Below are 18,159 nucleotides of genomic sequence, written 5' to 3'. Positions count from 1 at the left end.
TCGCCGCGACACTGACATTGGCTAGACTCGCGAAACGTCAGCCTACATCATCTTGCAGGCGTGCCAATGCGCTCGCGCGACCTTTTGAAGACCGAATTCGCCCGAGACGGGCGCATCACGCTTCCCGCCGTGCGACGCGTTGCAATAATCAGCTGCCATTTTCGATTGAAAAACCCCTGGTTGTGGTGCACGATCGCCTCGCGCCGCTCCATTTGGCCGATTGCCTGATTGATGATTGCTGCCACTCGTGTTGACGAATCCTCGCTGCACTATCGCGGCTGGCGCGTCGTGCTGGCCTGCTTCCTGATGGCTTTCTTCATGTTCGGCTTCGGCCTCTACGGCCAGGGCGTCTATCTCGCCGAGCTTCAGCGCGCCCATGGCTGGCCGGGCACTCTGGTCTCCGCGGCCAGCACCTTCTCCTTTCTCCTGACTGCCGTCCTCGTCATCTTCACCGACGATCTGCTCGCCCGCATCGGGCTGCGGTCGCTGATCCTGTGCGGCCTGTCGGCGCTCGGCGCTTCGACGGTGCTGCTGGCGCTGCTGCAGACGCCCTGGCAGCTCTATCTCGCCTATGCGCTGATGTCGGTCGGCTGGACCGGCATGGGCACGGTGGTGATCGCGACCGTGCTGAACTCCTGGTTCGAACGGCGCCGCGGGCTCGCGCTCAGCCTCGCCTACAACGGCGCGACCTGCGGCGGCATCGTCCTCGTGCCGCTGCTGCTGTCGCTGAGCGCCAGCATCGGCTTCCGTTCCGCGATGCTGGCCGCCACGCTCGCGATGGTGGTGCTAGTGCTGCCGGTGGTGGTCATCTTCACCGGCTGGCGGACCGAAATGCCGCCGACGTCGGGTGGGGATTCATCCGCTGGCGGCACTGCCTTGCCTGCGGTTCACTCGCGCAAGACGCTGCTCGCCAACGCGGCGTTCTGGACCATGGTGCTGCCGATCGCGGTCGCGCTGCTGGCGCAGATGGGATTCATCATCCACCAGGTGACGTTTCTCGAACCGCTGATCGGCCGCGCCAGTGCGGGCCTTGCGGTCACCATCATGGCGGCGATGGCAGTGGTCGGGCGCCTGTCGCTCGGCCTGTTCGTCGACCGGCTCGATCCGCGACTCGCCTGCGCGGCATCGATGACGAGCCAGGCGGCGGCTCTGTTCGTGCTTCTGCAAAGCACGAATCCGACCGTGCTGCTCGTGTGCTGCGCCGTCTACGGCTTCTCGATCGGCAACATGATCACGTTCCCGCCTTTGATCATCCAGCGCGAGATCGGCGCCGGCGCTTTTGCCGCCGCGATGGGATTGGGCACGTCGATCAGCGGCATCGTCAGCGCCTTCGGCCCCGGCATCGTCGGCCTCGTGCGCAGCGTAACCGGCGATTACACGACGGCATTTGCGATGTGCGTGGTGCTCGACCTTTTGGCGGCGGGCGTGGTGCTGTGGCGGCCGGGGCGACGTACGAAGCTCGCGGCTTCGTAGCCCGGATGGAGCGCAGCGCAATCCGGGATTCGTGCCACAAGCAATGACAGCGCCGGATTACGCTGCGCTTCATCCAGACTACGCCGTCCCAGCTACCCCAACAATACCACATCCGCCGCCGCGACCGACTCCGCGCTCTCCGTCACGGTTCGCTCGAGCGCGCCGGCCTGCACGGTGATGTTCTCGGCGAAGAAGCGCGCCAGCGAGACGTAGCGCGCGGCGTCCGTGATGCCATGGGATTTCGCGGCGAGCGCTTCGGATGCCAGCATGCAGCCGCCAAGCGTGGCGCCGAACTGTTGCAGATACGGCGTCGCGCCGGCCAGCGCCTCGTTCGGCGCGGACGCAACCCGCTCCAGCAGCCATTTGCTTGTGCGCGTCAGCGCCTCCAGTGCCTCGCGCAACTTCACGCCCGTGGTGCCGAAGGCGGGATCGTTGGAAGCTTCGACCTGCTTCACGATGGCCGAGAGTTCGTCGAGCAGCGCCCACACCGCTGCGCCGCCGTTGGCCGCGAGCTTTCGCGTGACGAGGTCGATGGCTTGGATGCCGTTGGTGCCCTCGTAGATCGCGGTGATGCGGGCATCGCGATAGTGTTGTGCTGCGCCGGTCTCCTCGATGAAGCCCATGCCGCCATGCACCTGCACGCCGAGATAGGCGACCTCGTTGCCGACATCGGTGGAATAGCCCTTGGCCATCGGCGTCAGCAGCGCCGCGCGCGCGGCAGCGTCCGCGCGGACCTTCGGATCGCTGGCGCGTGTCGAGACGTCGATCGCCACGGCGGTCGCATAGCAGATGGTGCGCGCCGCCGCGGTCTGCGCCCGCATCCGCATCAGCATGCGCTTGACGTCGGGATGCACGAAGATCGCATCGGAGCCGTCACCCTTCTTGCCGAGGGCGCGGCCCTGCTTGCGCTCTTGTGCGTACGACAATGCCTGCTGATAGGCGCGGTCGGCAACACCGACGCCCTCGAGGCCGACGCCGAGGCGGGCCTGGTTCATCATCGTGAACATGCAGCGCATGCCCTGGTTCTCTTCGCCAACCAGGAAGCCGATGGCGCCGCCATGATCGCCCATTGTCATGGTGCAAGTGGGCGAGGCATGCATGCCGAGCTTGTGCTCGACGCCGCTTGCGAAAATGTCGTTGCGCGCACCCAGCGAGCCGTCTTCGTTGACCATGAATTTCGGCACCAGGAACAGCGATATCCCCTTGGTGCCGGCCGGCGCGTCCGGCAGGCGCGCCAGCACGAAATGCACGATGTTGTCGGTCATGTCGTGCTCGCCATAGGTGATGAAGATCTTCGTCCCCTTGATGCGATAGGTGCCGTCGGCCTGCTTCTCGGCGCGGGTGCGCAGCGCGCCGACGTCGGAGCCGGCCTGCGGCTCGGTCAGCTGCATCGTGCCGGTCCATTCGCCGGAGACGAGCTTCTCGAGATAGATTTTCTTCAGCTCGTCGCTGCCATGCGCGTCCAGCGCCTCCATCGCCGACGCTGTCAGCAGCGGGCAGAGGCCGAAGGCGACGTTGGCGGCGCTCCAGATCTCGGTGCAGGCGGCGTTGATCGCGAGCGGCAGGCCCTGGCCGCCAAAATCCTCGGGGCCGGAGACCGCGTTCCAGCCGCCCTCGGTCCAGCGCTTGTAGGCATCCGGCCAGCCCGGCGCGGTCGTGACCTTGCCGTCGCTGAGCTTGATCCCGTGCTCGTCGCCGACCTTGTTGAGCGGCGCCAGCACATCGGTTGCGAACTTGCCGGCTTCCTCCAGCACGGCGCTCACGATATCGCCGTCGAAATCGCCGTAATGGCCGGCCTCCATGGCAGCCTTCAGGCCGGCGCCGTGGTTGAGCGACAGCAGCATGTCAGAGATCGGCGCGCGGTAGGTCATGGCTCACTCCCGGGGAGACAGTTCTTGCCGCCGTATTCCCATGAAACGGGGGAGGTCTCAACTGTCAGGAGGGGTGGCGGAGCGGCCGTCGAGAGCGGGGTGGCGTAGCGCCCCTATCAGGCATGGCGCGGCGCCGCCGGCGCCTGTGGTATTTTGCCCCTCCGGGCGGTTGAAATGCCGCGCCTCTCCCTATAGACCGGCACCACTCGAGGGAATCCGCGGGCGCTCCTGTCGCCGCCGTTCCTACGGGCCTGATGGGGCGTAGCCAAGTGGTAAGGCAGCGGATTTTGATTCCGCCATTCGGAGGTTCGATCCCTCCCGCCCCAGCCATAGCCAACGCACTGAATTTACTGCGCAAATGGCCCTGTTCGACGCGGGATTTCCGGCGCATTTGGAAATTCAATTTGCCCCGCATTTGGAAATTCTGTGCTGGTTTCGTTTTTGGGTCGAAGACCGATGGATGACATCGCGAGTTGAACGCCGCTCAACTTATCAGAATGCGAATTGAGCGCGTGAACGCTGTCTGCGAATAGCAACCTTTCGATTGTTGCCTTTCACGTCGCATGCGGGATCGCCAGCGGCAAAACGCCGTCGACCCTTTTGCAGCGATCAACGAAGCACGAAGTCTATCTCCGCGATCCGACGCTAGTCTTCGACATTGGGGAGGTTTGCTGCATTTCGTCTCGCGGTGATGCTGCTCCATCAGCATTCTGCCGATCGAGCTCTTTCTGCGCCAAGAGATGTGCATGCCGCTTACGGGTCGCAGCCAATGCTCGCACCATCGTTTCTTTGGCATAAGCGCGATAGGCCTGTGCGGTCTTGTGGCCCGAGAGCGCACGACCCTGGCCGTCCGTCAACTCGGCCTCCTCGAGTTCGGTCATACCGCCGTGTCGACAGGCATCAAGCGTGAACAGCTTTGACACGCCGTCGATCTTATTTCGCATCTGCTGCACCACTTTTTCCATGCCAGGGTAGGACCACACTTTGGCATCGCCCTTGCGTTCACCCTTTTGAATCCGACGCATGATCATCGGAACGCCGAGCTTGGGCAGATGGCTCAAAACGTCCTCCGCTTCGGCGTAAAACTTCACGGTCTCTCCGTCGAGAGTCTCTTCGAGCGGATGCCAGACCAACGCCTTGTTCTTATGGTGTTCGATGCGCACAGCGTGTGGCCAGTTTTTGCTGCGATAGTCGGGCCAAGTCAAAAAACCGGCCACTACGTTCTCCGGCCGTTGCAGCCATTCAAAGCAGATCACCGCGACGGCCGCGGGTTCAGGCCGCCCTTCTTTGATGCAGCCCCATGCAAATTTATAAACCTCTTCTCGAGTGACCGCGTGCTTCTTGGTCTTGGTGCGGCTCTTGAGGGTGAAATCGTCCCAGGGGTTCGGGTGTTTCTTATCGAACAGCTCCGGGTGCAGCCGACGCATGATCCGCCATACCTTTCGGCAGAGCCCGACCACCTTTTCTCCCTGCCGCAGTCTGATGCCGTTCGGCCCGTTGATGATTTTGTCGTAGATCTTATCGGCGGCTCGTGGCGTAACTTCCATGATCTGCCGTTCGCCGATCCGCCGTCCGCTCTTTCCGACGGTGTCGCAGATCATCTGCATGATCCGTTCGTAGTCGGGGCGCGACCGAGCTGAGACCTTCTCAGTATACGCCTTCTCCGTCTTGTATTGTCGGAACAGCCAATCGATCGTGCCATAGCGCGCGATCTTTGCCTGCTCGCCCGGCTCCCCTCTGCGGTGGTTGTTCCACTCATCGAAGAGGCCATTGAGTGTGGCAGCGCGTCCGCCTTTTCCCTCTTCACCACATGCGACTTCGTAGCTCGTCCCAAGTGGCTCATTCGCCATCTCACAGCCGAGATTGCGGTAATAGGTGGGGATCCGGAAATAGAACGCGACCGAACCGCGGGCAAGCCGACGCACCTCCACAAAGCGTGGAAGCGGACGCTCCAACGTCACAAATCCTCGGCGAGGTCGCCCGGCACCATGTCCGGCGCGATAGCTCGGTCCAGATCGTCTCTCAACCACAGCTGACGCCTCCCTTCTTTCACACGTGGTCGAGGATACTCCTTACCGACTCGTTTGAGAAAGGCTTCTACAGTTGTTTCGCCGCAATACCCGGCTGCCATTGCGGCTGGCATACGACGCGGCCAAGAGCCTGCAGGAATTATGGCAGAACGTGGCATTGCGATCGGTCTAAGCGCAAGCTGGTGTAGCGGCTTTTGCCGTATGGTGTGCCGGGGCATCATGCAGACTGCCGCCGACGCTTGAAACCGCGACAGCGGCGAGATCGCGCGAGAAGGTAAAAGATCGTACGAAAGGGATGCGTTGACGGCAGGCGCAGGTGACAGAGAGGCTGAACGCTCATGGCCCAGGCATTCCGCGCCGGTTCCGGTTGTAAGCAAGTTCTCGATTTTGCGGACTCTTAATCAGCGGGTCCCAGGTTCGAGCCCTGGTGCGCCCACCATACAAATCAAGACCTTAGCGAGAGAAACCGTTTGAGAATGCCGAGCTAAAACGGTTTTTCAAACGGTGTTTTTGGCGGCCGGTCGGCGAGTCTACTCTCGGCATTGTGAACTGCGCTACTCGTCTCAACGGAGACCAAGGCGAGTCGAACGCCGCCCGACAGAGCCGCTTCCTCGAAGTCGTATCTCGGTAAGAGCCGCCCGACATAGCCGGCACCTTCTCACTTCTGTATGAGAGAGTCCTTCCTCGTGCCGGCCAGCAAGATAGAATCGTTGCGCTGCCTCAAGCGAGGAGGGGGGAGCTGAGCTCAGCGTCAACGTCTCGCAATCATCCGGCTTTCCTTGAAGGCTCGGCACTGTCCTCGAGGAGCGGCACGTCCAGGCTCGCGATCTCAGGCATGGCTTTGCCCGCGATGGCCTGCAGATCCCCGACCATCCCGACAGTCGAGTCGATGACCGAGAGGATCTGGGTTTCCCGCTTGGCCCATTGGCGCACCATGAACTTGCGTTCGCTGTCCAGGTCCTTGCGCATGTCGTTGAACTTCTCGACCACCGCCTCGACCCGCTGTCTGAACTTGTTGCCCGTGAGGTAGTGATAGACCTGTTCCATCTTGGTTTGCTGGCCCTGCTGGAGCAGACGCGAGTTACTCACGTCAATCAGCGCCTGGCGAAGCGCCACAGCGACGGGCAGCGCGCACCGGGGATGAGCCACCCAGATCCCATCGACCAGGTCGAATTGCTCGATATGCTTCGGAAGGGCATGCGAAATGATAAGAGCGACGTCGGCACCGGACCGGCGCTGATCGTCACGCAGCTTGGCGAGCCACCCATCGCTCCACGCCTTGGTGCGCTTGGTTTCCCACAGGATGATGCCGGCAGACTGCCCCACTGCTCCATTGACCTGCTGGATCACGTCGGCGCCGAGTTCGCCCTTGCCGACGGGCTCGATAGTGTCGGTCGGGAAGCGGCCGCGCAAGAGCTCCTCGAGCTCGAGCTCGAGAACCTCGCCCTGCGACTGCTGCGAGCCTTGCTCCGCCTTTCGTTTGAGCTCCTCGATCGTCCGCGCCATCGATTCAATCGTCTGATCCTTCTGGGCAAGGCGCAACCGCGCAGCTTCATCAGCCTCTTGGCGTGCCTTGGTTTGGATCTGCTCAACGGAGGCCTGGACACGCTTTTCGATGGTCAGATCGAGCTCGCGCTTCTCATCGTCGAGCGCACGCTGCTTGCGCATCAGCTCGACCTGTTGCTGCTGGGCCTCGGCAAGCTTGGCAGTGTTGGCCGCTAGGGTCTGGCGGAGCTCGGCTGCTTCATTTGCCTTGGCCTGCAGCTCGGCGGCCGCAGCCTCGCGTGCTTTCTTGCCTTCGGCGGCGACCAGCTGGGCGCGCTCGGCCGCCAGCATTTGCTTGACCTGGTCCTCAATCGTCTCGCGCTGCTTGGCCAGCTGCTCCCGCTCCTGGCGGAGCGCGTCGGTCTTGCGGGTGACTTCGGCGTCTTTTTCCGCCAACTGCTGCTGGAAGCGGCGCTTGGTCTCCTCAATAAGAGGCGCAGCGAGCGACTCCGTAAGATGAATCTCGTGATTGCAGTTCGGACAGTGGAGGAGGGGCTCAGGAGCGGCGCCGGCGGCCGTTGCTTTGAAGTTCATAAGCCCGTCCTTCTCATCCTACGCCACCGGAATGAACGTGATCCGGCCAGCCTCTCCACGTTTGCGATGCGGTTTTACCGTGATTTCGACGTCCTGGTCGAAGGCGGTCAGCATGCGCATCAGCTTTTCCACCGAAACGAGCTTCAGCCGGCCCCGAAGGAGCTAGGAGAGGTCGGGTTGCTTCATCTCGACCATCTTGGCGGCCTCGGTTGGGCGATCTCCCGCTCGGCCACCCCCTTGCGCCGATAACAGACCGCCGTCCAGGGCGGCTCTGCCGCTCGTCTGAACCCTTGACGGCGGCTGTTGAGGTGCCACTCGCGAACACCACCTTTGTGAATAGCGGGGTGAGCGCCGACGAGTCGAAAAGAACGCATCGCGAACCGCTATAATGCCCTCCGTACTGAGTCGATTCGCGCAACCAGCAACAGGAGAGTTGATGTTGAAGCCGCAGGCCCGCCAAGCGCGGCGCCATTGGGAAGCACTGAGCGATGACCAGCTCCTCGAAACGGAGCTGATGACGGATGATCCGGAAAACCTACCAAACCTCGTCTACGAGATACCGGCCGGCGACGAAGAGCCTTACGTCGAGTACAAATACGACCTTCGGAAGTCGGACAGAGAGAAGTTTTCGTGTGTCCACGGCCATCACCAACATCTGGCCGGGTTCGTCATGAGGAAAGGAGAGTCGCGCTTCTTGGTCGGCTGGATCTGCGCCGGCACGATCTACGGCGAGGACTTCGATAAATACACTGCTGACTTCGATGCGGCCGTGGTTCGGCAAGATGCGCTCAGGCGGGTGCGCGAGATCCGCTCCGCAGTGAACCCCTTTATCGCTTATCTAAACTCCATCTCTAGCTCGGATGTGTTTAAGCACTTCAACCGGCTTCGCGGCCAGCTGGAGACCCAGATGCCCTGGGTGTACGACACGCTTTCGGCCGCCGCCGCCATGGATCGACGCGTGATCGGCGCAGCTCTGCCAAAGCGGCTTTGCGCCCCGAGGACCGACGTGCGGCAAGAGTTCAGCCGCCTAATGGCGGATTTTGCGGCAGCTTCAGTTTTACTCGCAGGAGAGCCAGAAAAGGTCGCCGCGACCATCGGCGCCATCCGGATGAAGATGGATGGTCTTGCAAAGCGGGTTGAAGCCGTCCTTGAAACGCTTCGGGAAGTGGAGGACTTCTTCCAGCCCGCGGCTTTGGCCGCAATCTGCAAGCTGGCCAACGAGCACGACAACCCGAAGCGGAGACGCTACGAGGCAGGTCTGCTATCGATCACCTGCAAAAGGGATCGAGATAAGTCGATCATCACTATGCCAAAGGGGTTCGAACTGCCGAGCCGCAGGCCTCTGGAAGCATTCCGATCGGCCTTGGCCGGGTTCATTACCTGACACCGAGAAGGGCAGCCCGTTTCACGGGGTGCCCTTCGACAATCGGCAAGGTCCTTCTCGAGTCCGTTTCAGGAGCAGATCAGCGGACTTGCAGAGGCGAACCACCAATGTAGGGTAGAGCTGCGCAACCCAAGGGCGCTTCATGGCCGACCTGAACGTGAACGATAAGCTGTTTCCCCCGGAGGAGCCACTTGAGGGCCTGGAGGGCGATGCGCTGGTAGAAGCGGTGAAGGCTTGGTTTCTCTCCAATTTCGAGGATCCTGCGGAGAGTACGCCATACGACAGCGGGGAAGGGGGCTACCAATGGATCTGGGGCGGTCCCTATGACGCCCGTGAAGAAATTGAAGGCTATTTCAACGACGAGATTCCCGCCGAAATTGTCGACCAAGTGGTGGCCGAGCTCGAGTCGACAGCTCTCGAATGGGCCCCTAGCAATAGCCGCATATACGAGGAGGAAGACGGCGAACTTCCGGATGAGCCGGTCGTATCGGACGGACCTGAGCTGCCGCAACAAGGTTATGGACCGCACTTCGAGATCGACGAGGACGGCGTTGTTACCCTCGCTCCACCCGCTGCGCTTGACGCGCGAGGGAATAACGTCGATCGCCTTAAGCGTATGCTGCCCAGCCTACGCGAGCTCTCCAGCGGCCTGGTTGAGCAGCTAAATAAAGGAAACTCTCCGCACCATCACCTCTTAGCAAGAGCGAGTGCATACCGCGATCTGGTGAACCAGGAGATAGAGCAGATTGATTTTTCTTTGCTCTATATTGCCGGCGTTCGCCTCGCCAACGCTAAGGGGGCCGCTGACGAGGACAAAGACCTTCCGCGATTGGAGGTTCCGGATCGAGAAGCAGCGGACAGCCTATTACAAATCCACGGGAGCTTCATTCTAGCCTCAGCGGACGGTCTTGAAGCTCTCGCTGCCGAGGAGCGATACAATCGTACGCGTCAGGAGGAAGAAGAGTATCGGGCGGCCGCGGTCGAATTTGCGGAGCAGTTGCAAAATCAGCCGGATATCATACATCCCGATGCCGCATCGGCGGTCTTGGATTCAGTCCAAGAGATCGGGAAGGGGAGCAATATAGAGCGGAGCGGGACTGTCGCTAGCGGTATCCTCCTCAACGCAACAATTACTATTTCGATTGCTGCGTCTTTGGGTGCAGTGTCGGCACAGGTTATGACGACGCAGTCACTTCCTTTGATAGCTGTAATGGGCGCCGCCGCTCTGGTAGCCACAGAGGGTCTCAAGAAGTCGAAGCCGTTCACGGCACTCGCGGCCCTTGTTACCAAGGGAATTGATACGGCATCCACGGCGGACATCGCCAGCGTGACCGCGGCCGTTCGCAAGCGATTTAGCCGCCACTTAAAGTTCTTTCGCAATGCTGGACCGCAACTCAAGCGTCTATCAGTTGCCAACGATCAATCTTTTCGCTGGCTCGCTAAGACGCTCCGCTGGATCGAAACAGAGAGTGAGCTGCAGCCGCCAAAAGATGATTTCGCGGAGCCGGCTCCTATCCAACAGGCGATCCCTCCGGGGCTCGACCGAATTGGAATAGAAGGAAACATCTACCTGGCAAAGGTCAGCAAAGTCGAACAAGCGCTCAATGCAGCATTCGTCGACTATGGAGCTCAGAGGGACGGATTTTTGTCATTCTCCGAAATTCATCCTGACTATTTTCAAATACCTCCAGAAGAAAAGCATGGGCTTTACCGGCAACAACAGTCTGACCAAAAGGACCTTGATACTCGCGCCAATTCTGGCGGCGTGAATGAAGCGGAATTGAGGGAGGCGCGAGCAGACGTCGCCCGCCTCAGACCCTACATCCGGGATTACAAGCTAAGCGACGTGATCAAACGTCGCCAAGTGTTGATTGTTCAGGTTTTGAAAGAAGGATCCAGAGATCAAGGCGCACGCTTGACGACTTACCTTTCGATCCCTGGCCGCTACACGATTCTTCTGCCCAACACAGCATTGGGCGGCGCTGCTAGCAACCAGATGGACACCAACGAGCGGATACGGTTGCTAGAGATCGTCCGGCACATTGAAGTGCCAGAGGGGATGGGCGTCATACTCCGCAGCTCCAGCGCCTTTCGAACTGAACACGATATTAGGGAGGACCTTGGATCCCTCGTACGCATCTGGGAATCTCTGCGAGAGTTGGTCCTCAAGTCTGCAGCTCCTGCGCTCGTCTACGACCCGGACAATCCTCCTATCAATCATTAAAGGAGCATCAGTACAGGTGTCGTCGTCGGGCCTGACCGGTCCTCGCAAACCTAATCAGAGTCTTCCATTAAGGCTCGCGCTAGTGACAGCCGGGTGAGCCATTCCAAGGCGGCTCTCCTGTGGGTCCCCGGCCGGTAAGCCGTGCTAATGATCGGGGAACAGCCCGTTCCGATGGGGCCTTGGCCCTTGGCTGGCATCACAGCCTAAACGAAAAGGGCACCTCATCGCTGAGGTGCCCGATCCGTTAGAACAGCCTGTGAAGCAGAAGCATCATCGAAGCCCAATTCGGATGCACGAAGCACCCAAGGCCAAGACGAAACGTTGCTCCGTTCGGCTGGCTGGCTTCTAGATGCAGAAAGACGCCCATGAGCGCTCTCCTTCTCTAGTGCGTGAGGGTCCCTTTCGGTACGCGCCATCACACAGCAGGCCAGCAAGCAGGGGTTTAAGTTTGTGGGCTTGTCCCCCCAACACGCCGCGCGTATTTCGCTAAAATCAACTCCGATATAAGCGCGGTTTGAGGCGGTTCAATGGCGGAGATGCTACCAAACCCTTAATGTCGGCTGCCTCCAAAATCGAGCTCGTTAGCCTCAGCCGAGAGAGTCTTGCGGGTACGCGACCAATTGTCTGAACAAGCCTGTCAGGTCGTCATCGTCGAACTGATCCGGCCTCTCAATGCTCTTATGCTGAGGCGTCGATTGATCCATACCGAAAGCATCTTCAGAGATCTTACCGATTCGTTCATTTACCGACCACACGGCAAGCGCGATTCGCTCACTACTAACGGCAGCCCGCGCTCCGAGCCGCTCGACGGAGGAAATGAAATCCTTCAGTGTCGATTCCGAGTCAATCTGCGAGATCGCCTCATCAATATCAGCGATCTGAAAACGTATCGCTTCATCCAGTGCCTCCGATACCCGTTCGCCGAGCAACCGATCCCAGCCGTCTGCTGTATCAGCTAGCTTCTCGAGCTCCTCGAGCGGCGGATAGTTTCCGATCATAGAAATCGCAGCGGCCTCGATGTCGTCTGCCACCTTTTCGGCCTCCGGAAGGCCTTCGAAATAATATCCGTCGCGAAGTTTCCCGATCAACTCCAGGGCTTCGCCTCCGTCGCGCCAGGAATCCAGACCATCGACCGGGTTCTTTGCAAGGTCATACAGTAGAGGCAGGAAGCGTTCGTCCTTCGATGCGACCCACCAGTCCAGCAGAAGCGTCAGCCGCGCTGTGTTTGAGAGCCCCGCCGGCCGCAAATAAGTGACGCCGTCCTCCACTGTTCGATTCCAGACCGGCAGCGTGGTTAAGGCCGCAGCGATGTCCAAGAACTGCAAGGCCAGATGTTTCTGATCCGCATCGTGCAGCTTAAGGGCTTCGATGTGTTTCCACACCCGGTCGGCCCAGCTCGTGCGCTGCGACGCCCGTGCGCACTCCGCCAAAATCGAGATGTCCCGCAGATACGCCGTCAGATAGTCTCGTAGTGAAGGATTCACAAAGCGCACAAGCTGACCCGAAATTGCGACAAAGCCACCTTCGAGAACTTTCAGCGACTCCTCGAAATCTTTGGAATCCCTGGTACCTCCAAACGCGGAGCAGAGGAGGGGATGCAGAGCTTCGAAGGCCATTCTCAGGTCGAGAATCGTGGCGCCGTACTCGGAGCAGAAAAACAATGCATAGAGCAGGTGCTGGCAGGCCTTCGAAATGTGCGTGCGGAACGCGACGTCCCATAAGGCTGACGGGTTGGCAAGTGCCGCGAGAAACGCCTTCGGGTAGGCTAAAGGATCCACGTCAGCCAAATGATCGGCATCCGTCATCCACTCGACGACCCGGGGATTATAGTTCTGATGATCGACGATCCTCTTCAACTCCCCGCTTTCAACAAGAGCCGCGATGAACGGCTGCGGGGTGCCTGATGCGAGCAGATGATTGTAGAGGATCCGCGCCCTAATGCGCCGGGTGTATCTGCCGACGTCAAGCACATACTTGCTAACATCCAACCGCTTGTCCGCAAGGTGTTCGGAAACGCGCCGCGCTTCTTCGAAGATGTAGGCGCGGGTGGTCAGTATGAACCGCGCCCGCGGCGATAACCGAATCCACTTCATAAAGCGGGCAAGTTCCGAGTCCTTGTGCGCTAGAGCCTGGCGGTCGAGCGCCACTTTCCCCAGAAAGTCATCGAAAAAGAACACCTGCCGCTTCGTGTCATCAATGAACTTAAAACCGTCTTCCAAGCTGCGGATAGCCACGAGCTCCCAGCCATCGGCCATGTGAGAATACGCGAGCATTTCGGCCAGTGTGGTTTTACCAACGCCGGGAGGGCCGGACACGATGAGGACATGGCTCTGGTCCAGCACCTTCAACGCTTCATCAAAGCTCGGATTCGGCGCGAAGATCCGGATCTTTTCCTTGATCTCGGTTTTGGTCATCGCGTTAAACGCGGCAGCGGACGAATGGACAATTCGTTCCAGCATCGCCGTCCCCGAAAGCCACAGCTTGATGTGCGACTTAGCGACGTCCGGATAGTCTCGCAGCAAAGCGTTCAGGTCACCGGGTCCTTTGATGTCAGCCGCATCCAGCACCATCTCGCCCACAATCGTTTGAAGCTCGGCCTTATTAGCTGCCGTGATGGGGCATGACGTTGCAAGCACGTAGCGGTTAGGAGACAGTTTGTCGATCGATGCCCGCTCCTTGCGAATCTGCGCCCTGAGGGCCGAGAACGGCGACCGAGCGTAGTGTTTAGCTTGAATTATTGTGGAATTGCCGTCTCTGGCATGACGACCGTCCGCTCCGCCATCCGGACCGGCGGCAAAGACCTCGAAACGTATGCCGAGCTCACGGCCTATGAGGTCGGCGGCGAGTTCCTCAAAATCCGCAGGCGACAGGTTGAAAAATTCGTAAGACATGACGTTAGGATAACGCCGGCCTTCCTGCGGTCAAAGGGTTCTTAGGCCAGCACATCGGCTAGCTCCAGATATGGCGACCCAAGAACGATTGATGCCATACGACTCCAGCAACTCTAGTCTTCGTAAACCTGCACGCTCGATTCGAGCGGCACAATGTGGAAAGAGTTCAGCGCGAGCCGGCCTTGATCGTGGTTACGTCGCTGTAGTGCTTTCTCACAACTGCTCGCACCTGTTTGGCTCTTAGACTCGAGCGGGTCGTTATGCGAATATTGTCAGCGTCTTATCAGGATACTGCGCTCAGTGTTTTTTCACAAGCTGGTCCTTCAACCTTGGGTGTCGAAGCGATACTTGCGGCTGCGGAGATCGAAAGCGTCTCGACCTCCCTCCATGATCGTGGTGATCACCTTTCTCACCGCGGGTGTTTCGATGGCTCCGTCGCAGTCGAGCTGGACCCGCGGTGCATTGTTGTTCGGATTTGAGGTCGGCTCAGGCGATTTCAATGCGATGATCTTATCAGCGTCCCCGTTCACAACGATGTTCGCATTGTGCGTTGTAAAGATCAGCTGACGTGTTGATTTGGAAGTTCTGAGGAGCTCCACGATTCGCATGATCACCCGATTATCCAGGTCGTCCTCGGGTTGGTCGATGACCAACGTCCCTGCTGATTGCTTGAGCAAAAGCTCCAAAAGAGCTGAAGCCTGCTGACCTGGTGAGGCCATCCGGAAGTCGATTGGCCTTCCGTCATCAAGATACGACATGTTGATAACGTCATCCGGAACAGCAGCCACGATCTGCGCGATCGAGACGTCCGTCAGGTTCTGATAGATGCGTTTGCGTTGGCGCTCCGTGAGTTGTCGCGTTCCTCCGAAGATAACTTGTTGGAGGGCAGTCAGCAGGCCATCGCTGGCATCGGGAGGTGAGCCGGCCATGATTTTCGCTTCGTAGAGTATCACGAAGCTCTGCCGAAGCTTGGCCCAGCCCTCGGCCTCGTCCGCCTCCAAGCTTGCCTTGACCCACTCCGTGCAACTCTCCTCGGCCTGCTGGGTACCAGAAGCCTCGAAAAGCTTGTGGAGCGCAGCACGATACTCAAGGGGAAGCTTGTCTTTGCGTACCTTGGCTTTAAGCAAGTTGCTTGACTTGCCGGCGACGGCGTCAGCAGCCAACTTCAAGATCGCGTAGCGCTGGGCCACCAAATCATCCAGCTGCTTGATAGAGTCTGCATAGGCCTTCTCCGCGGCCGCCTGGGCCAGCTCCGCACTGCGGGCACGTGCCTGCGCCGCTTCCGCGGTCTGCAGTTCGGCATTCAGCCGAGCAATGTCATCGATCAAGTTGCTGTGCTTGCCCTGCTCCTCAACTGCTGCCCCGTAAATCAGAGTGAAGGCGTCCTTCTTGGCCGCAAAGGCGCCTTTGGTCGTTTGTTGCTTGCCGGCGAGCGTATCGAGCACGGTTCGGGCCGCAGAGAGTGACGACCTGATCGCCTCCTTCGCCGCCATTAACTCCTGAGCCAAACCAGCCACCTCCGCGAAGTCACCGGCGCCATCGTAGGCCGCCAGGTCCACAGTCAGCGTTGCCGCCTCCAGCCTGCCGAGCTCGTTCTTGGCCTGTTCGGCCTGCTCTCCGACTGCCACAATAAACTCGCTGGCCCTACCATACTTCGGTCCTTCCTCGATCGTTGCCAGAGCCTGCGGAGACAGACCCTCCTCCTCGAGGCGCTTGGTCAGAGCCCCGATGCGTTGACGGAGATCTTCGACCTTCTCTGCACTTTGTTTCCCCTCAAATCTTGATTGCCACAGCGCGGCCAGGTTGCTAAGCGCTGTAGCAACGCCCCGCTGCGCCGTTTTTATGGCCCGCTTGACGTCACGTTCCCGGTCGACCTCCTCTGCGGCGGCTATACCAGTTATCTGCTCCGACGCGGTGGCCGGGTTATTCATGGTGCTCGACAACCCCTTCTGGCGAAAAGCACGCGACCGCAAGCGCTCCCGCGCAGCGCTCGCCGTCTGCTCGAGCATCCGCCCCGCCGCACTCACGGAGATCATCTCGCGGTTTGCCAGCGTCCGTTTCCATGTCTCCCGGACGCCTTCCCGCTCCAATACAACCTCAACAAAACCGTCGCCGGCCAGTGTTTCATTTATGAGCTTGGCCTCACGATCGTATTCAGGGTCGATCTTCGGATCGAAGTCTTTGTCCGTTCGACCCAGGCCAAAGCGCATAAATTCGAGGATCGCGCTCTTTCCAGAACCTCGGCCGCCGATGATTGCATTGAACCCATCGTTGAACGTCACCCTTACAGTATCGGGTCCTGTAAGGCTGCTCTTGAACCGGAGCTCCACGAGGTGCTCAGTGGGAGATGCCGGCGATTCGAAAACGATCCGCGCCTCATCGGCCAACAGGGCTTGCCGGAACGCTTCAATCGAATGCTCGCCCAACTTTATCCAGCAGTCGTGGACACCGAGCCTGTCCCAGCTGGCTTGGCGGTTGTCTCCAGTTGCAAGTACAGCACGCCGGCGTTTTCCCCAGTCGGCAATCTTGCCCCGGATTTTGTTCAAGGTTGTCTGATCAAGCGAAGCGTAGCTTCGCTCTATATAAACGCCGTCAATCGGCAGATTCGCGAACCGTGGATGATGGCCGGGCTCGTTAAGACTCTTGTGGTCATCCATCTTACTAAAATGCGGCAGTACGACGCTGATTTCCCGGAGATGCTTCTCTGTTTGAACGGCCTGCACGAACTCGGCGATAGTCTTGCGTGCGGGTAGAATCTTGCAGGTTTTCGCATCGGCGGCCGCGGCAGCGAGAATGTCTCCTGCCGAACTCAGAGCCAGCTTCTGGGTGTCATCGTTTGCCGCAGGGTCAAAAATGACAAGGCATTGCGCGTTATCTGAGCACGTGATTTCAACAGCGGGAAAGACGCGCACGCTTGAATTCAACCGCTCTGCAGCGGCGAGAACGTAAGCCGACAGACAAGTGTCGTGGTGGTCCGATATAGCCACAGCCTGCAACTTCGCCGCCTCTGCAGCAGCAATGAAGTTTTCTGCCCATTGCTGGCGAGCTCGCTCGGCCTCCTCGTTTCCGCCGGGCAAGTCAGGCGACCCAGACCAGCTCAGGTCTCGCGGAGTGTGACACTGAAAGTCACACTTGTGCCAGGTCGCTCCTGGGTGTAGCCCCACCTCGATCGCCATTTCCTGCCCTTCGTTTGCGAAGATACTTCATCAGGTTGTAGAGGGACGCAAGCATCTCGAGGGCACTAAGATGTTTCGACTTAAGTTGAGGCCTAAAGTCGACGACCTTGCGCCTCCGCCGCAACAAAAGCAGCATGGCGCCTACTCTGGTCGCCATCGGCCCGGGCAGCTCCGAGTTCGAGGTGCTTGAAGATCAGTTAAAAGGCCACGCACGCCGTTGCCGAGTTCTACCTAAAGCACTGGCGGTGGTGCTTCAGCGGCGCCGTCGCCGCCTGCGGCCTGGTCATTGCGGCGATGAAGCTCAGAGACCACGTTGGTCAAATTATAGACCTTGCCGGGTCTTCTTTGACGCCGCGGGCGACGACCTGGAGCGTACCGTCGGCAAGCGGCCGCTGCAGCCTCAGGGCCTCGTCCGGAGGTGCTGTCATCCAGGTCTCGACCTCGTCTGGCTTCGTCAGGATCACCGGCATTGCCTTCGGGTGAATGGCAGCGACTTCGGCGTTCGGCTCTGTCGTGAGGAATGCGTAGAGATCGCTGGTCGTCTCGCCTTCCTTGACCTTCCGGACGGACGTCCAGTTGGTCCAGATGCCGGCGAAGCAGGCGAGGGGACGGGTCTCATCGAGCGCGAACCATATGTCGCCGCCCTCGGCCTTGTTGAACTCGCTGAAAGAGTTGAACGGCACCACGCAGCGATTTTCGATCCCCAGCCACCGCGTCCAGTGCTTGCTCTTCACGTTGCGGATGTTGGTCGTGCCGCCGTCCGGCTCCATTCTGAGCAATTCCTTGAAATCCACCGCCTTGCCTTTGGCCTGAATCTTTTCAGCCCGCTTCTTCGTGGCATCCATCAACGCTTTTGACGATGATGGCATTCCCCATCGCGCTGTAGCGAGCTCGCGGCCCTCGGCCCCGTTGCGCACGATCGGTGCCTTGTAGTCGGGAAAAACCGCCGGCATCGGTGCCAGATTGCCCACGTATCGGTTCACGACGCGGAACAGCGCGCTGATGGCGGCCTGGTTGGTCGTGATCGAGTA

General features: G+C 59.7%; 11 protein-coding genes and 1 tRNA gene. 4 read left to right on the top strand and 8 right to left on the bottom strand.

All coding sequences use genetic code 11. From position 1 onward, the window contains the following. Positions 1-47: 47 nt before the first annotated feature. Positions 48-245 (bottom strand): hypothetical protein, encoded by a 198-nt coding sequence (locus FXB41_RS00060; RefSeq protein WP_219678548.1) that lies wholly within the window; start codon positions 243-245, stop codon positions 48-50. Here FXB41_RS00060 and FXB41_RS00055 point away from each other — a divergent pair. After that, on the top strand, positions 232-1,473 hold the full coding sequence (locus tag FXB41_RS00055; protein WP_219678545.1) for an MFS transporter: 1,242 nt from the start codon (positions 232-234) through the stop codon (positions 1,471-1,473). The genes FXB41_RS00060 and FXB41_RS00055 overlap by 14 nt on opposite strands. 92 nt (positions 1,474-1,565) lie before the next feature. Here the strand turns inward: FXB41_RS00055 and FXB41_RS00050 are convergent, their stop codons facing one another. Next, entirely contained in the window at positions 1,566-3,344 is a 1,779-nt protein-coding gene (locus FXB41_RS00050; RefSeq protein ID WP_219678544.1) for an acyl-CoA dehydrogenase family protein, read from the bottom strand. Positions 3,345-3,599: 255 nt separating this feature from the next. Between FXB41_RS00050 and FXB41_RS00045 the strand changes: the two genes are divergently transcribed. Continuing rightward, positions 3,600-3,674: transfer RNA gene (locus tag FXB41_RS00045), tRNA-Gln, on the top strand. Between the two features lie 296 nt (positions 3,675-3,970). On the opposite strand, the gene FXB41_RS00040 is transcribed toward FXB41_RS00045, so the two are convergent. The 3 genes from FXB41_RS00040 to FXB41_RS40435 form a co-directional block, all read right to left on the bottom strand. Next, positions 3,971-5,299: a hypothetical protein gene (locus FXB41_RS00040; RefSeq protein WP_219678542.1), complete on the bottom strand. Its 1,329-nt coding sequence runs from the start codon at positions 5,297-5,299 to the stop codon at positions 3,971-3,973. Positions 5,300-6,139: 840 nt separating this feature from the next. Beyond that, positions 6,140-7,453 (bottom strand): DUF2130 domain-containing protein, encoded by a 1,314-nt coding sequence (locus FXB41_RS00035; RefSeq protein ID WP_219678539.1) that lies wholly within the window; start codon positions 7,451-7,453, stop codon positions 6,140-6,142. An 18-nt stretch (positions 7,454-7,471) separates the two neighbouring features. Beyond that, positions 7,472-7,573, bottom strand: a complete 102-nt coding sequence (locus tag FXB41_RS40435) for a hypothetical protein (protein WP_246648477.1) — start codon at positions 7,571-7,573, stop codon at positions 7,472-7,474. A gap of 316 nt (positions 7,574-7,889) precedes the next feature. On the opposite strand from FXB41_RS40435, the gene FXB41_RS00025 reads away from it, so the two are divergent. Further along, entirely contained in the window at positions 7,890-8,837 is a 948-nt protein-coding gene (locus FXB41_RS00025) for a hypothetical protein (RefSeq protein WP_219678537.1), read from the top strand. A 142-nt stretch (positions 8,838-8,979) separates the two neighbouring features. Next, complete coding sequence (locus FXB41_RS00020) at positions 8,980-11,061, top strand: ribonuclease E/G (protein ID WP_219678535.1); 2,082 nt, start codon at positions 8,980-8,982, stop codon at positions 11,059-11,061. Positions 11,062-11,648: 587 nt separating this feature from the next. On the opposite strand, the gene FXB41_RS00015 is transcribed toward FXB41_RS00020, so the two are convergent. The 3 genes from FXB41_RS00015 to FXB41_RS00005 all read right to left on the bottom strand — a co-directional run. Next, complete coding sequence (locus FXB41_RS00015; RefSeq protein WP_219678533.1) at positions 11,649-13,952, bottom strand: ATP-binding protein; 2,304 nt, start codon at positions 13,950-13,952, stop codon at positions 11,649-11,651. Positions 13,953-14,275: 323 nt separating this feature from the next. Then, complete coding sequence (locus FXB41_RS00010) at positions 14,276-17,128, bottom strand: TrlF family AAA-like ATPase (protein ID WP_376707472.1); 2,853 nt, start codon at positions 17,126-17,128, stop codon at positions 14,276-14,278. 317 nt (positions 17,129-17,445) lie between these two features. Then, a partial coding sequence (locus FXB41_RS00005; RefSeq protein ID WP_219678529.1) for an SOS response-associated peptidase occupies positions 17,446-18,159 on the bottom strand: 714 nt, incomplete at its 5' end.

The organism is Bradyrhizobium canariense (genome assembly GCF_019402665.1).
Lineage (GTDB): Bacteria > Pseudomonadota > Alphaproteobacteria > Rhizobiales > Xanthobacteraceae > Bradyrhizobium > Bradyrhizobium canariense.
Note: the sequence above shows the minus strand (reverse complement) of the source record. Positions and strands in the feature narration are given on the sequence as shown.

Coding starts and splice junctions, on each gene's coding strand:
- FXB41_RS00055 (WP_219678545.1), top strand. CDS start 232: ATGATTGCTGCCACTCGTGTTGACGAATCCTCGCTGCACTATCGCGGC.
- FXB41_RS00050 (WP_219678544.1), bottom strand. CDS start 3,344: ATGACCTACCGCGCGCCGATCTCTGACATGCTGCTGTCGCTCAACCAC.
- FXB41_RS00035 (WP_219678539.1), bottom strand. CDS start 7,453: ATGAACTTCAAAGCAACGGCCGCCGGCGCCGCTCCTGAGCCCCTCCTC.
- FXB41_RS40435 (WP_246648477.1), bottom strand. CDS start 7,573: ATGCGCATGCTGACCGCCTTCGACCAGGACGTCGAAATCACGGTAAAA.
- FXB41_RS00015 (WP_219678533.1), bottom strand. CDS start 13,952: ATGTCTTACGAATTTTTCAACCTGTCGCCTGCGGATTTTGAGGAACTC.
- FXB41_RS00020 (WP_219678535.1), top strand. CDS start 8,980: ATGGCCGACCTGAACGTGAACGATAAGCTGTTTCCCCCGGAGGAGCCA.
- FXB41_RS00010 (WP_376707472.1), bottom strand. CDS start 17,128: ATGGCGATCGAGGTGGGGCTACACCCAGGAGCGACCTGGCACAAGTGT.
- FXB41_RS00025 (WP_219678537.1), top strand. CDS start 7,890: ATGTTGAAGCCGCAGGCCCGCCAAGCGCGGCGCCATTGGGAAGCACTG.